The sequence below is a fragment of the Dactylosporangium salmoneum genome, from assembly GCF_039532525.1.
In the GTDB taxonomy this organism is placed as follows: Bacteria; Actinomycetota; Actinomycetes; order Mycobacteriales; family Micromonosporaceae; genus Dactylosporangium; species Dactylosporangium salmoneum.
Map to the genome: position 1 here is coordinate 161,705 of NZ_BAAARV010000016.1, position 15,196 is coordinate 176,900.

The window sequence follows — 15,196 nt, forward strand, 5'->3', positions numbered from 1 at the left end:
TCAGCCCTGGTGCTGCGGCGGCTGCGGGTACCCACCCTGCTGCGGCGCCGGGTAACCGGGCTGCGGCTGCTGCGGGTAGGGGGCCGGCGACTGCGGCGCGGGCGGGAACGCGCCCTGCTGCGGCGCCGGGTAGCCGGGCTGCGGCGCCGGGTAGCCCGGCTGCTGCGGCGCGGGGTAACCGGCCTGCTGCGGCGCGAAGCCGCCCTGCGGCGCGGGGAACCCAGGCTGCGGCGCAGGGAAGCCGGGCTGCGGCTGCGGGGCCGGGTACCCGCCCTGGGGCTGGGGCGCCGGGAACCCGCCCTGCGGCTGGGGAGCGGGGTAGCCCGCCTGCGGCGCCGGGAAGCCGCCCTGGGGCTGCGGGGCGAAGGCCGGGCCGCCCGCTGTCGCCGGCTGGTACTGCGGCTGCGGCGCGTCGTTCTTGCGCTTGATGGCCGCGCGAACACCCTGGATGATCAGCAGCACCGGCATGATCAGGATCTTGAGGCTGATGATGATCCAGCCGCCGAACAGCAGCACCCAGCCGGCCCAGATTGCCATGCCGAGCCCGGCTATGACGCCGAAGACGCGCCAGCCGGTCGAGTTGCCCGGCAGCAGGGCGCTGCCCACCGTGGCGAGACCGCCGACGATGTAGACCAGGAGCAGCATATCGCCGCCCGTACCGTTGAGATCCACGCCCGTTCCTCCCTGGGTGTTCCGCGACGTGCCAGGGTACGCGCACGAACCCGATGTTGGATGTCCCGTTTTCCGGTCGAATCGGACGATCGCGGCCGGTCCCGGAGCATGCCCGGGACCGGCCGCGCGACGCCCTGCAGCGTCAGGCAGTGAGTCGGAAATAGTCGAGGTTGAAGCCGCCGGTCTCGCAGTACACGGTGACCAGTTGGTCGCCGGCCGGGAGCGTGACGGTGGCGTGCACCGACTGGTACGCCGCCCAGCCGCCGGTGTCCGGCACCGAGACCGTGGTCAGCACCGTGCCGGCCGCGTCGCGCAGGCTGACCGCGTTCGCGGCGGTCGCGCCGGTGCCGTTGGCCACCCGCAGCTCCAGGTCGTACGTGCCGGCCTGGGCCACGTCGAGGCGGTACTGCAGCCAGTTGCCCGCCGCCGTCCACCCGATGTTCTTCCCGCCGCTGGCCGCCGGGTTGTTCTCGACGAAGTTCGCCCCGCCGTCGGTCCAGCCGTGCTCGGCCACGTAGGCCTCGGCCTCGACCTTCTCCCCGATCGGCGCGCCGTGCGGGCGGACCGTCACGTGCACGGTCGTCTCGGCGCTCGCCGCGCCGTCGGTCACCCGGAACTTGAGGTCCAGGGTGCCGGCCGTGGTCGGGTGCAGGCTGACCTTGCCGGTGGCCGCGTCGACGGTGACCCCGTCGGGCAGGTCGACGGCGTAGTAGGCCAGGGCGTCGCGGTCCCGGTCGGTCGCCCGGAGCTGGAACGTGGTGGTCGTGTACTGGTCGGCGGTCACGTCCGGCACCGCGGCGAGGTCCGGCGCGTGGTTGCCCCGCGGGCTGGGCACGTCGGCCCGCCAGCGCAGCGTCGCGTAGGCCCCGGCCGGGATCGTCTCCACGAACTGGCGCCCGGCGAGGACGACCCGGACCGTGCGGGGCGCTGCGTTGGCGTTGCCCACGACCGCCACGAAGTCGTCGCCGTCGCGGTAGACGACGTTGCCGACGCCTCCCGCGGTGGCGCTGGACTCGACCCGGGTGTGGCGCGGCGTGAGGTACTTCGCGAACTGCCCCATGGTGTAGAGCTCGTCGCGCACCGTGAACGTGCGGGCGTTGGTGTCGACCTTCACGAGGCGGTCGGGCCACTTGGTGGTGGCGGCGACCTGGTTCCAGTCGACGTTGTTGTCCCGCAGCGGCGTCCAGTGCAGCGTGCCGCCGTCCTGGTCGGTGGTCTGCGCCCACATGACGTAGGAGGACGCGTCGAGCCGGAAGTAGCTCAGGATCGTGGCCGGCGACAGGTCGCTGGTCTCGGTCATGTGCACCGGCTTGCCGTACGTCTCGTAGGCGTCGCGCATCACCGTCGGGTCGCCCCAGTAGGGGTGGAAGGCGATGGCGTCGGCCGCCTTGCGGGCCGCCGGGTCGTTCATGATGCGGTAGTAGTTCTTCGTCGCGGTGCTGTTGGGGTCCTTCCAATCCCAGAAGTTGAAGTCGTGGACGTAGACGTCGACGTCGCGGGGCAGGTACTTCTGCATCGCCACGGCCAGCTTCTGCTGCTGCTCGACGCTGATGTCCATGGCCGGGTAGACCACGTCCATGCCGGGCTCGTTGAGCAGGGTCAGCGCGTCGACGTGGATGCCCTTGCGGGCGTAGGCGTCGACGAACTTGGCGTAGTAGCGGGCGAAGACGTCGATGCAGTCGTCGCGCAGCTTGCCGGCCTGGTAGTAGTCGGAGCTGCTACCCGGCTTCAGGGCGACCTCGCCGAGGAACTTGTTGTTGGTCTTCATCCACGCCGGCGCGCTCCAGGCGGAGGCGAAGAACGTGGCCTTCGGGTTGTACTTCTGGATCAGCTTGATGGTGTCGACGATGTGCAGGTCGACGTCGCGCTGGATGGAGAAGTACTTCAGGCCGAAGTCGTCGGCCACGCCGGCCGGCAGGTCGTCCTCGGACCAGAAGGGCAGGTGCTCGATGAGGTCGGGGCTGCCGATGGTGAGCCGGAAGCGGCTCAGCCCGGCCCCGGTCCGCGGGTCGACGAGGAGCCGGACGGCGTCCTCGCGCTGCTGCGGGGTCAGCTTCCACAGGTTCGACACGCTGGTCTCGTCGAGCGAGAAGCCGATTCCGGCGTACTGCTGCCGGGCCTGGCTCGGGTCGACGACCACGGTGACGTCGGCCGCGGCGGCCGCGTTGTCACCGACCCGGACCGTCGGCAGCGGCTTCCAGGCCGCCGCCGCGCCGGTCGAGTAGGTGCCGGTCACGACCTCCCCTCGATGGTGCTCCGGCGCCGCGGTCGCGGGCGCCGCACCAACCACAAGGGACAGTGCCGCGGTCGATGCGATGGTCATGATGCGTCGCATGTTCCCTCCCCCGGTCACGGGCCGCTGACCAGGTACTCGACCTGGTGACCGCTGTTCACGGCCGCGCCCGTGTTGTTGATGACGTGCGAGATGGTCCCGACGCCGCCGAGCGAGACGGTGACCATGTCGTGGAACTTGACCCCGGACTTCACCGGCACCTCGAAGGCGTGCGCGTCGACGACCGAGGAGTTGACGTTGAAGTAGCAGTAGCTGCCCAGGCCCCAGGCCTCGTGCGTGGTGACCGAGTCGGCGACCTTGTAGGCGGCCCAGCCCTGGGTGGAGCCGTTCATGAAGGAGGCCTGGTTCGGCGGGTCGTAGGGCATCTCGTTCTGGTAGAAGTACGTGCGGCCGTTGTTGCCGTTCCAGATGGTCTGGTACTGCTGGAAGTGCTCGACGAACAGCCCGTAGAAGGTCACGTTGTTGCCGTTGACGACCAGGCCGTTCTGGGCGGTGTTCGAGGTCCAGCCGACGCCGGACCCGTGGTCGGCCCGCCAGATCCACGAGTGGTCGCCGATGACGTCGTTGCTGTTGATGCGCAGGCTCACGGTGGCCTTGCCGACGCCGGCCCCGCCGATGCGGAAGAACACGTCGGACAGCGTGGTCGGGTTGCCGGCGTGGCTGGCGGAGGAGCCCGACGGGCCGATCTCGGCGAGCACCGCGGAGTTGGTCGTGCCGGCGTCGAAGAGCAGGCCGGCGAGCTTGATGCCGTCCACGTCGGCGGTCGTCAGCGCGGTGATGCCGCCGTCCGGCACCAGCGTGGCCAGGCCGAGGCCGAGCACGATGGTGTCGGCGCGGGTGACGTTGAGCGTCTGGTTGAGGTGGTAGACGCCCGGCGTGATGAGCAGGTTCTTGCCGGCGGACAGGGCCGCGTTCATGGTGGCCGCGGTGTCGCCGGGCTTGATGACCGCGAACTGGCTGATCGGCAGGCTGGTGCCGGCCGCCGAGCCGCTCGACCAGCTGGTGCCGGAGGAGTTGGTGCGCAGGGCCGGGACGAAGACCTGGTAGGCGCCGGCCGAGTCGACGTACAGGAACGGCTTCTCCCGGATCACCGGCGAAGTACCGACGGTGGTGTACGGCGGGGAGGGGAAGCTGTTGCCCGGCGCGCCGGTGTCGCCGACGAAGACCTGGTTCCAGTTCGAGCCGGTCCAGCTGCCCATCGCCGAGTTGCGGGTGAGCCACTGCTGCTGCGTGCCGGACTGGATCTGCCCGTCGATCTTGCTGTCGGCGATGAAGCCGCCGGAGGACCAGCCGCCGTCGGACAGCGCCAGGTTGCCGCGCACGTGCATGCGCCGGTACGGGGCCGCCTGCGACACCGCCCAGCGGTCCAGCCCGCCGGTCGGGGTGACGGACAGGTTCTCGGCCGAGCGCCAGAAGTTCTGGGTCGCGTTCTGCGAGCCGTCCGGCCACCAGTCGGCCTCGGCGTGCACCGCGCCGTTGATGACGACGGCGTCCGGGGTGAGCCCGAGCCCGGCGACCTGGGTGTAGAAGCCGACGTTGGCGTCGACGTTGTACGTCCCGGGCTTGAACAGCAGCGCGTACCGCTGGCTGCCGAACTGGTTGCTCACCTGCCCGTTGAAGACCGAGTTGAGCTTGTTCTGGATGGTGGCCTGGGACATCGACGGGTCGAAGACCGTCACGTTCGGGCCGAGGTCGGGGTTGTTGGGGTTGTTCGGCACCCCGGTCGCGGTGGCCGTCGGCTGGCTGGTCGCGCCGCTGAAGTTCCACTTCTGGTTGGCGGTGCCGGCGCAGGACCAGAGCTGCAGCTTGGCCCCGTCGGCGAGGTTGTTGTCCTTGATGTCGAGGCACTTGCCGGACTTGGTGTTGACCAGGTCGTGGCTCGCGTTGAGCGTCCACTTCTGGCTGGTCACCGTGTCGTAGCAGGTCCACATGTGCACGACGGCCCCGTCGGTGGTGGCCCCGTTGGCCACGTCGAGGCACTTGCCGAGGGCCTGCACCGAGCCGTTGTCGGCGAGGGTCCAGGTCTGGTTCTGGCTGCCCGCGTAGCAGGTCCACATCTGCGGCTGGTTGCCGTCGGCGGTGGAGCCGTTGGTGACGTCGAGGCACTTGTTGTTGGCGGAGCTGGTGATCTGTCCGCTGCTGGCGGCTGAGGCACTGGTCACGGCGAAGACTCCGACGACGCCCACGGAGGCGGCGGTCACCGCGATCGTGAGCAGCGCCGAGCGCCGGACTCGTCCGGTAGCTGGCATGGGTGTCCTTTGTCCCTTTGGCGGAGGGTGGGGGTACCAGCAACGAAACACGGCCCGCGGTGCGCATGTCAACGCATCGCTGTAACTATTTTCGAGTTTCGACGAAAGAGTTTATGAAACACGCGTCAACGGTGGGCACGAAACGGCTTGAAGGCGATAAGTCGGGCGCTTCGCGCCGCGACTTATCGGACTTATACCCTGTCAGGAGGAATGTCCGAAGCCGCGGCGAAGCGTGGGTTTACGCCGGACCCGTCGAGCCCCGAATCACGAGCTCCGTGGCGTGGGTTTACGCCGGACCCGTCGAGCCCCGAATCACGAGCTCCGTGGCGTGGGTTTACGCCGGACCCGTCGAGCCCCGGATCACGAGCTCCGTGGCCAGCTCGACGTGCAGGGCGTCCAGCTCGTGACCGGTGAGCATCCGGCCGAGCAGGCTCACCGCCATCCGCCCCATCTCCCCCAGCGGCTGCCGCACGGTGGTCAGCTGCGGGTGCGTGGCCCGGCTGACGTCGATGTCGTCGAAGCCGGCCACCGACAGGTCCCCCGGCACCCGCAGCCCCCGCTCGGCCGCCGCCTGCAGCGCGCCGACCGCCATCTTGTCGTTGAAGGCGACCAGCGCGGTGGGCCGGTCGGCGAGGTCGAGGAGCTCGGCCGCCGCCGCCCGGCCGGCCTCCACGGTCGGGTCGTTCACGGTCCGCAGCAGCTCCGGCGCCGGGTACACGCCCACGCCGACCAGCGGCGCGGTGTACCCGGCCAGGCGGTCGCTCATCGCGGTCCAGTCCAGCGGACCGCCGAGCACCCCGACCCGGCGGTGGCCGAGCTCGACGAGGTGGGTCATCAGCCGCCGGGCCCCGGCGAAGTTGGCCGCCGACACCGCGGCGATGTTGCGCGGCGGTGCGGTGCGCGGGTCGACCACCACGAACGGGAAGCCCTGGTCGCGCAGCCGCTCCAGCTCCTCCTCCGGCTCCGGCGGCAGGATCAGGATCGCCCCGGTCACCTGCGGCCAGGCCATGAGCGTCGGCAGCACCCCGGTGCGGTTCCAGGCCGACTCGCCGGCGTCGACCACGGCGTGCATGCCGTGCACGTCGAGCGCCTCGGTGATCGCCGAGACGATCAGGCCGAAGTAGTCGGTCAGCAGGTAGGGGCAGCGCACGTACACCCCGTTGTCGGCCTTGGGCACGCCGGCCCCGCGCCGCCGGGGCGCCCGCCGCCCGAGCCCGCCCATCGCCTGCAGGACCTTGTCGCGAGTCTCCGGGGCCACGTTGGCCCGCCCGTTGAGCACCCGCGACACGGTCGCGATCGACAGGCCGGTCTGGGCGGCCACGTCCCGGACCGTGACGCGTTGGTCCTCAGCTGTTTCACCCATTTGTTTCATCGCCCACCAGGGTAACCCGCCCGCCGCATTGAACCGTTCGGCCGTATTGGCAGTTAGTACGGGTGTGACCGCTGCGCACGCCGAGGCCGTCCGGCGCTACTACGACCGCAACACCGCCGCCTTCGACCGGCTGGGCCAGGGCGGGGCGTCGATCCACCGCGCGGTCTGGGCCCCGGGCGTGACGACCCGCCCCGAGGCGTTCCACCACGTCGACGAGCTCATCCTCGCCGCGCTGCCCGACGACGTCGCCGAGCCGGCCGTCGTCGACCTCGGCTGCGGCCTCGGCGCCAGCCTCATGTACCTCGCCGGCCGCGCCCCGATCCGCGGCGAGGGCCTGACCATCAGCCCCCGCCAGGCCGAGGGCGCCACCCGCCTGCTGGCCCGCGCGGGCCTGGCCGGCCGGGTCCGCTGCCGCGAGGGCAACTTCCTGGACGTGCCCGCGGACCTGCACGGCCGCGCCGACGTAGCCTTCTCGATCGAGGCGTTCCTGCACAGCCCCGACGCCGGCGGCTACTTCCGCGAGGCCGCCCGCGTGCTGCGCCCCGGCGGCCGCCTCCTCGTCTGCGACGACTTCCGCACGCCGGCCGCGGCCGCGCCGGACCTGCCGCCGCGCCAGGCCCGGCGCCTGGCCGAGTTCCGCGACGGCTGGCGGGTCGGCTCGCTGCTGACCGTCGAGCAGGTCCGCGCCGCCGCGGCCGGGGCCGGCCTCGACCTCGCCCGCGACACGGACCTGACCCCGCACCTGGAGCTGCGCCGCCCCCGCGACCGGTTCATCGCCGCGCTGGTCACCGCCGGCCGCCCCCTGCGCCCGCGCGGCGAGTACTGGCGGATGCTCTCCGGCGGCGACGCGCTGCAGTGGTGCCTGCTGGGCGGCCTGCTGCAGTACCGGTTCCTGGAGTTCCGCCGCGCGCGGTAGCACGGCGGCGCCCGCCGCGCTCAGGAGACGCCGCAGACGATGAAGCCGGGCTCGCCGCCCGGACCCGCTCCCGGTGCGGCGGGCGCGGCTCCAGCTCCCGCAGCTCGGCGTCGAGCACGCGCTCGCGGCAGTGCGCGGCGAACCCGGGCCGCGGCTTACGGGGGCGGCCTACTCGACCAGCGAGCGGATCGTGTCCATGGCCTTGAGCCGGTCGGCGCCCTTGCCGAGCAGGCGGTCGGGGACGATGAGCTCGTCGAGGCCGATGCCGCGGTACTCCTCGACGGTGTCGCGCAGCCGCTCGGGCGACCCGCCGATGACCGGCATCGGCGCGTCCGGCACCGGGCCGTCGACCACGACGAGGGCCTGGGCGGTGCGCCGGATCGCCCGCGGGTCGCGCCCCTGCTCGGCGCAGAAGCCGTCGAGGACGCCGGACTTGTGGGCGATGACGTCGGGCCGGCCCCAGGTGTTCCAGACGTCGGCGTACTTCGCGACGATGCCGAGCATCCGCCGCTCTCCCCCGCCGCCGATGAGGATCGGCAGCTCCTCCTGCAGCGGCTTGGGCTCGCAGACCGCGTCGGTGAGCGTGTAGTACTCGCCGGCGAAGGTGGTCCTGGGCCGGCGCAGCAGCCCGTGCAGGACCTCGAGGGCCTCGACGAAGCGGTCCAGGCGCTGCTTCACCGGGGGCAGCTCGATGCCGTACTGCTCGTGCTCGTTGACCTGCCAGCCCGCGCCGACGCCGAGGGTGAACCGGCCGCCGGTCACGTGGTCGGCGGTGGCCGCCATGTTGGCCAGCACGGCCGGGTGCCGGTACGTGTTGCCGTAGACGAGTGTCCCGAGCCCGAGCCGCGGCACGGCGGCGCCGAGCGCGGCGACCAGCGTGCCGCACTCCAGGGTCGGCGCGTGGGGGTCGCGCCCCGGCCCGGCGTCGGGCATGAAGTGGTCGGCCACGTACACGCCGTCCCACCCGGTCGCCTCGGCGTGCCGGGCCACCTCGAGGATCTCGTCGTACCGCTGCAGGGCACCGGGCCAGATCGAAAGTCGCATGAATACCTCTATACAGCGCGAAGGCGAGGGCGTTCTCAGAAGGTGTAGCGGTTCTGTGAGTACGGGTCCTTGCCGAAGGCGAACACGACCCGCGGCGCGACACGGTACACGTCCGCGACCCCGCCGGCGTGGTGGAACGCGCCGTCGCGCACCTCGAACCGCCACGCCTCGCCGTACTTGGCCTCCCACGCCGCCGCCGCGCGCCGCAGCGTCGCGTCGTCCCGCAGCAGCTGCGCCTCACCCTCCACGACCACGTCCAGCCCCCGGTCGAGGGCGTCGGTCCCGGTGGTCAGCGCCACCGCCGGGTTCCCGGCGAGGTTGCGGGCCTTGCGCTCCTGTGCGCCGGTGGTGAACAGCATCGCGTCGTCGAGCCAGACCGCGATGAGCGGCGTGACGTGCGGCCGCGCCTCCGGCCGGACCGTCGTCAGCCAGTACACCCCGGCCCGGGCCAGCCGCTCCCGCACCACCTCCCACGAAACCGCCACGGCCTCGGGGTCGCTGTACCGTTGGTCCAGTACGGCATCCGGCACGGTCTCCTCCTGCGCGTCGAAGGTCAGGTGTAACCCGATGCTCCCACGTTCGCCCCGGATCCTTGCCGTTTCGTGGGGTTCGATCGAGGTGGAGTCGCTGGGCGAGGTGAAAGACCTGAAGGCCTGGCCCGGCGGCGCCCGCGAGTGGGACTGGAACGAGACCGGCACCCGCCACTCCCCCGGCATCCAGCCCGGGGACGTCGAGGAGCTGCTGGAGGCCGGCGCCACGACGGTCGTGCTGTCCCGGGGCATGGAGCTGCGCCTGGGCGTGCCTCCCGCGACCGTGGCCGCCCTGGAGGCCGAGGGCGTGACGGTCCACGTGGCCGAGACGACCGAGGCCGTGGAGATCTACAACTCCCTGGTCGGCACCACGCCGGTCGGCGGCCTGTTCCACTCGACCTGCTGATCCCACCGCGCTGCGTGACCGCCGGATGACGCTCCGTCGAGCGCGCCGGAGCGGGGTAGACAGCACTCCATCGATTCCCCATCATTGGCGTCGATCTCTACGTCACGGGGGTAGGTGGGATCGATGCGCGGCACCAATGTCGCTGTCATTCGTAGGTCCGGCCGGGTTCTGGCCGTGTTCGTCGCGGCCTTGCTCGCCGCGTTCGCAGGCGTCCGGCCCGGTGCCGCGGCGCCGGGCGATCCGGCCTTCAAGGTGCTGGTCTTCTCCAAGACGACCGCGTTCCGCCACGACTCGATACCGGCCGCGATCCAGGCCATCAAGAACCTCGGGACGGCGAACAACTTCGCCGTCGACGCCACCGAGGACGACACGCTGTTCACCGACGCCAACCTGGCGCAGTACAAGACGATCGTGTTCCTGTCGACCACCGGCGACCCGCTGGGGACGCAGGCCGAGAAGGACGCGTTCCAGCGCTACATCGAGCAGGGCGGCGGCTTCGTCGGCGTGCACGCGGCCGCCGACACCGTCGCCACCTGGTCGTGGTACCAGCAGCTCGTCGGGGCCACATTCCTGAGTCACCCGGCGGTCCAGGCGGCCAAGGTGGTGGTCGAGGACTCCACCCACGCGGCGACCCAGGGGCTGCCGGCGTCGTTCACCCGCACCGACGAGTGGTACGACTTCACGGCCAACCCGCGCCCGTCCGTGCACGTGCTCACCTCGGTCGACAACAGCTCCTACAGCGGCTCGACGATGGGCTCGGACCACCCCACCACCTGGTGCCAGGTCTTCGACGGCGGGCGGTCGTTCTACACCGCGCTCGGGCACACGACGGAGAGCTGGAGCGAGGCCAACTTCCTGCACATCGTGCTCGGCGGCATCCTCACCACGTCCGGCACGGTGCTCAGCGACTGCGGCATCTTCCAGAAGGTCCCGCTGGACACCAACACGTCCAACCCGATGATGCTCGACGTCGCGCCCGACGGGCGGGTGTTCTACATCGACCGCCTCGGCGACGTGAACATCATCCAGCCCGCGGGCGGCACCACGTTCGCCGGGCACCTCGGCGTCTTCCCGGACTACGAGAGCGGGCTGCTCAGCATCGCGCTGGACCCCGCCTTCGCCACCAACCACTGGGTCTATCTCTTCTACTCGCCCACCACGGCGAGCGTTGACCGGCTGAGCCGGTTCACGATGAACGGCGACACCCTGGACCCGGCGAGCGAGAAGGTGCTGCTCGACGTGCCCGTGCAGCGGGCCGATTGCTGCCACCACGGCGCCGGCATGGTGTTCGACAAGACCAGCGGCAACCTCTGGCTGTCCACAGGGGACAACACCAACCCGTTCGCCTCCGACGGCTACACCCCGATCGACCAGCAGGCCGGCCGGGAGATCTGGGACGCCCAGCGCACCGCCGGCAACACCAACAGCCTGTCGGGCAAGGTGCTGCGCATCCACCCCGAGGCCAACGGGACCTACACCGTCCCGGCCGGCAACCTGTTCGCGCCGGGCACCGCGAAGACCCGCCCGGAGATCTACACCATGGGCGAGCGCAACCCGTTCCGGATGGGCATCGACCCGAAGACCGGCTACCCGCTGGTGGCCAACTACGGCCCGGACGCCACCACGGCGAACCCGTCGCGCGGCCCGGAGAACACCGTCGAGTGGGACATCCTCAGCGCGCCGGGCAACGCGGGCTGGCCGTACTGCATCGGCAACAACGCGAAGTACGTGCAGTACAACTTCGCCACGAAGACGTCGGGCTCGGCGTTCGACTGCGCGGGCGGGCCGACCAACGCCTCGCCGAACAACACGGGCCTGACGAAGCTGCCCCCGGCGGTGCCGGCCACGGTCTGGTACCACTACCAGTCCGACCCGGCGAACTTCCCGATCCTGTCCGGCGGGGCGCCGATGGCCGGCCCGGTGTACCGCTACGACGCGAACCTGGCCTCCGACCGCAAGTGGCCCGTGCGCTACGACGGCCGGGCCATCTTCGCGGAGTGGAACAGCAGCAAGATGTACACGTTCCGGCTGACCGCGGACGGCAAGGGCGTCTCCGCGATCGACCCGCTGCTGCCCTCGTTCTCCTTCCTCAAGCCGATGGACTTCAAGTTCGGCCCGGACGGCTCGCTGTACCTCATCGAGTGGGGCTCGGGCTTCGGCGGCGACAACGCCGACTCGGGCATCTACCGCATCGACTACGTCACCAGCGGCCCCGCGCCGACCGTGCAGGCCACCGCGGACAAGACCAACGGCCACGGGCCGCTCACGGTGAACTTCAGCAGCACCGGCTCGTCGACGCCGGGCGGCGGCGCCCTGACGTACAGCTGGGTCTTCGGCGACGGCAGCACCTCCACCGCGCCCAGCCCGAGCCACACGTACACCGCGAACGGCAGCTACACGGCGGTGCTGACGCTGCGCAACGCGAACAACAAGACCGCCACCGCGAGCTTCAACATCACGGTGGGCAACACGGCGCCGACGGTCGTCATCACCGGCCCGCCCAGCGGCGCCTTCTTCCAGTGGGGCGACCGGGTGCCGTTCTCGGTCACGGTGAGCGACCAGGAGGACTCGCCGGTCAGCTGCGCCGACGTCCACGTGCAGGCGATCCTCGGCCACGACACGCACGGCCACCCGCTGGAGTCCTACGGTGGCTGCACGGGCACGGTGGTCACGACCCTCTCCAGTGGACACTCCGAGGGCGACAACATCTTCTACGTCCTGGAGGCGTCCTACACCGACAAGGGCGGCCCCGGGGCACCCGCGCTGACCACCCGCAGCCAGGTGATCCTGCACTCCAAACGCAAGCAGGCGGAGTTCTTCAGCAACACCGGGCGCACCGCGACCGGCAAGGGCACCGACAACCCCGGCGTGCAGGTCGAGACCGGCGCGGACAGCGCGGGTGGCGGCTCGGACATCGGGTTCATCCAGGACGGCGACTGGTGGAGCCTCGAGCCGGCCTCACTCTACGGGGTCAGCGCGATCTCGCTGCGGGTGGCCTCGCAGACCAGCGGCGGCATCCTCGAGGCGCACTGGGACTCGCCGACCGGCACGGTGCTGGGCACCGTGTCCGTCCCCGGCACCGGCGCCTGGCAGACGTACACGAACGTGACCATGGGGCTCAACAGCCCGCCGGCCGGCAGCGGCAAGCTGTACTTCGTCGCGCGCAGCCCGTCGAACGCGTCGGGCTTCCTGTTCAACGTCAACTGGCTGGACTTCATCGGCGAGGGGGTCACCGCGCCGGCGGGGACGGTGATCAGCCTGCGGGCCCGGATCAACGGCAAGTACGTGACCGCGGAGAACGCCGGCGCGGCGTCGCTCATCGCCAACCGGACCGTGATCGGCCCGTGGGAGCAGTTCGACATGATCGACCTCGGCGGCGGCAACATCGGGCTGCGGGCGCACGCGAACAACTCCTACGTCTGCGCCGAGACCGCCGGCGCCGCCGCGCTGATCGCCAACCGGGGCGCGATCGGGCAGTGGGAGACGTTCCAGCTCATCCGCAACGCCGACGGGTCGGTGTCGCTGAAGGCCGGCATCAACGGCAGCTACGTCACGGCGGACAACGCGGGCGGGTCGCCGCTCATCGCCAACCGCAGCGCGATCGGTCCATGGGAGAAGTTCGATCTGATCAGCTGAAAAGCCGCAAGACACCACAGGTGGGAGGCGCCCGGCGACCGGGCGCCTCCCACTTTGCGTTGCGGGAAAGCCGCTCTTGTCCATCGGCATCGGTCGCTATAAAATCCCCGTTAACAGTTAAGAATGTTTACTGTTAACGGGATGCTCTCGGTTACAGGAGGAGCGAGATGCGCAGACCCGGAAGACTCGCCACCGGCCTCGCGGCCACCGTCCTGGCGGCTGCCACCGCCTGGGGCGTCGCCGCCCTCAACAGCACCGCACCCGCGCAGGCCGCCACCACCAGCGGGGGCGTCAAGTTCGCGTACTTCACGCAGTGGGGCATCTACCAGAACGCGTTCTACCCGAAGAACCTCGACACCAGCGGCATGGCTGGCAAGCTCGACTATCTGGTGTACGCATTCGAGAACATCAACCCCACGACGCACCAGTGCTTCGAGGCCGACTCGGCCGCCTCGCAGGACGAGAACAACCCGAACGCGGGCGACGGGGCCGGTGACTCCTTCGCCGACTACGGCAAGTCCTACGGCGCGGACATCAGCGTCGACGGCGTCGCCGACACCTACAACCAGCCGATCGTCGGCAACTTCAACCAGCTCAAGAAGCTCAAGGCGAAGTACCCGAACCTGAAGATCCTGGTCTCCATCGGCGGCTGGACCTACTCGAAGTACTTCTCCGACGCCGCCGCCACCGACACGTCCCGCAAGGCGCTGGTCAGCTCCTGCATCGACATGTTCATCAAGGGCAACCTGCCCTCGCGCAACGGCTACGGCGGCGCCGGCACCGGGGCGGGCATCTTCGACGGCATCGACATCGACTGGGAGTACCCGGGCGCGACCGGCCACACCGGCAACCACTACACCGCGGCCGACAAGCAGAACTACACCCTGCTGATGGCCGAGTTCCGCAGCCAGCTCGACGCGCTGGGGACCGGCAAGAAGTACCTGACCGCGGCGGTGCCGGCCGGCCAGGACAAGATCATGCAGATCGAGACCAACAAGGTCGGCCAGTACCTCGACTACGCCAACGCCATGACGTACGACATGCACGGCGGCTGGGAGAGCACGGGCCCGACCAACCTGCAGGCCCCGCTGTACAACTCGCCGAACGACCCGATGACCCCCGTGCCGCCGGGCAACGGCAAGTACTCGATCGACTCGGCGATCAAGGCCTGGACGGTCGGCGACTCCGGCTACGGCATCCCCGGCGGGTTCCCGGCCGCGAAGCTCACCCTCGGATACCCGTTCTACTATCGCGGCTGGACCGGCGTCCCGGCCGGCGCCAACCACGGGCTGTACCAGACCGCGACCGGCCCGGCGACGGGCCACGCCAACTCGGGCAACGTCGCCGGCGTCTCCTTCTACAAGGAGCTCACCGGCTTCGTGAACAACCCGTCGTACACCTACCTGGACCCGACCACCAAGGGCGCCTACTTCTACGACGGCACCACGTTCTGGAGCGGCGACTCGGCGGCCTCGATCCAGGCCAAGGCCGACTACCAGCACTGCAACGGCCTCGGCGGGGCGATGATGTACTCCCTGGAGGCCCTCGACCCCGCGGGAACGCTGTTCAACGCGGTCGTCAACTCGACCAACGGCGCCACGGCGGGCTGCTCCACGTCCTCGCCCACCGCGTCGCCCACCGGGTCGAAGAGCCCGTCGTCGAGCCCGTCCTCGAGCCCGTCGCCGAGCAAGAGCCCGACCCCGTCGCCGACCGGCAGCTGCTCGGCCCCGGCCTGGGTCTCGACCACCGCGTACAACGGCGGCCAGCAGGTCTCCTACAACGGTCACCTGTGGACCGCGAAGTGGTGGACGCAGGGTGACATCCCCGGCAACAACAGCCAGGACGTCTGGACCGACAACGGGGTCTGCGGCGGCGGCACCACCACGCCGACGCCGACCGGCGGCACCGGCAACTGCGCGGGCCTGTCCGCGTGGGTCTCGACCACCGCGTACACCGGCGGGCAGTCGGTGACCTACGGCGGGCACAAGTGGACCGCCAAGTGGTGGACCCAGGGCGACATCCCCGGCAACAACAGCCAGGCCGTCTGGACCGACAACGGCGCCTGCTGACCGCAGTAC

10 protein-coding genes are annotated in these 15,196 nt (G+C 70.6%); 4 read left to right on the forward strand and 6 right to left on the reverse strand.

Going from position 1 to position 15,196, the window contains the following annotated elements; genetic code table 11:
• The 4 genes from ABD352_RS08415 to ABD352_RS08430 all read right to left on the reverse strand — a co-directional run bounded on the left by ABD352_RS08415 (nt 1) and on the right by ABD352_RS08430 (nt 6,577).
• Complete coding sequence (locus tag ABD352_RS08415) at nt 1-672, reverse strand: hypothetical protein (protein WP_344611667.1); 672 nt, start codon at nt 670-672, stop codon at nt 1-3.
• Nucleotides 673-814: 142 nt separating this feature from the next.
• The gene (locus ABD352_RS08420) at nt 815-3,007 is read right to left on the reverse strand and encodes a carbohydrate-binding protein (protein WP_344611668.1); all 2,193 of its coding nucleotides are present in this window, start codon (nt 3,005-3,007) and stop codon (nt 815-817) included.
• 14 nt (nt 3,008-3,021) lie between these two features.
• A complete protein-coding gene (locus tag ABD352_RS08425; RefSeq protein WP_344611669.1) occupies nt 3,022-5,214 on the reverse strand; it encodes a ricin-type beta-trefoil lectin domain protein in 2,193 nt (730 codons plus the stop codon).
• A 334-nt stretch (nt 5,215-5,548) separates the two neighbouring features.
• Nucleotides 5,549-6,577 carry a LacI family DNA-binding transcriptional regulator gene (locus tag ABD352_RS08430; protein WP_344611670.1) on the reverse strand — a complete coding sequence of 343 codons (1,029 nt, stop codon included), beginning with the start codon at nt 6,575-6,577 and terminating at the stop codon, nt 5,549-5,551.
• A gap of 73 nt (nt 6,578-6,650) precedes the next feature.
• On the opposite strand from ABD352_RS08430, the gene ABD352_RS08435 reads away from it, so the two are divergent.
• The gene (locus ABD352_RS08435; RefSeq protein ID WP_344611671.1) at nt 6,651-7,502 is read left to right on the forward strand and encodes an SAM-dependent methyltransferase; all 852 of its coding nucleotides are present in this window, start codon (nt 6,651-6,653) and stop codon (nt 7,500-7,502) included.
• Nucleotides 7,503-7,670: 168 nt separating this feature from the next.
• On the opposite strand, the gene ABD352_RS08440 is transcribed toward ABD352_RS08435, so the two are convergent.
• Both ABD352_RS08440 and ABD352_RS08445 read right to left on the reverse strand, forming a co-directional pair.
• A complete protein-coding gene (locus tag ABD352_RS08440; protein WP_344611672.1) occupies nt 7,671-8,546 on the reverse strand; it encodes a TIGR03560 family F420-dependent LLM class oxidoreductase in 876 nt (291 codons plus the stop codon).
• A gap of 35 nt (nt 8,547-8,581) precedes the next feature.
• Nucleotides 8,582-9,076: a pyridoxamine 5'-phosphate oxidase family protein gene (locus ABD352_RS08445; RefSeq protein WP_344611673.1), complete on the reverse strand. Its 495-nt coding sequence runs from the start codon at nt 9,074-9,076 to the stop codon at nt 8,582-8,584.
• A gap of 37 nt (nt 9,077-9,113) precedes the next feature.
• On the opposite strand from ABD352_RS08445, the gene ABD352_RS08450 reads away from it, so the two are divergent.
• From ABD352_RS08450 to ABD352_RS08460, 3 genes are all read left to right on the forward strand, one after another.
• A complete protein-coding gene (locus tag ABD352_RS08450) occupies nt 9,114-9,482 on the forward strand; it encodes an Mth938-like domain-containing protein (protein ID WP_344611674.1) in 369 nt (122 codons plus the stop codon).
• A 123-nt stretch (nt 9,483-9,605) separates the two neighbouring features.
• On the forward strand, nt 9,606-13,118 hold the full coding sequence (locus ABD352_RS08455) for a ThuA domain-containing protein (RefSeq protein WP_344611675.1): 3,513 nt from the start codon (nt 9,606-9,608) through the stop codon (nt 13,116-13,118).
• Nucleotides 13,119-13,285: 167 nt separating this feature from the next.
• Complete coding sequence (locus tag ABD352_RS08460; RefSeq protein ID WP_344611676.1) at nt 13,286-15,187, forward strand: glycosyl hydrolase family 18 protein; 1,902 nt, start codon at nt 13,286-13,288, stop codon at nt 15,185-15,187.
• The last annotated feature ends 9 nt before the right edge of the window (nt 15,188-15,196 follow it).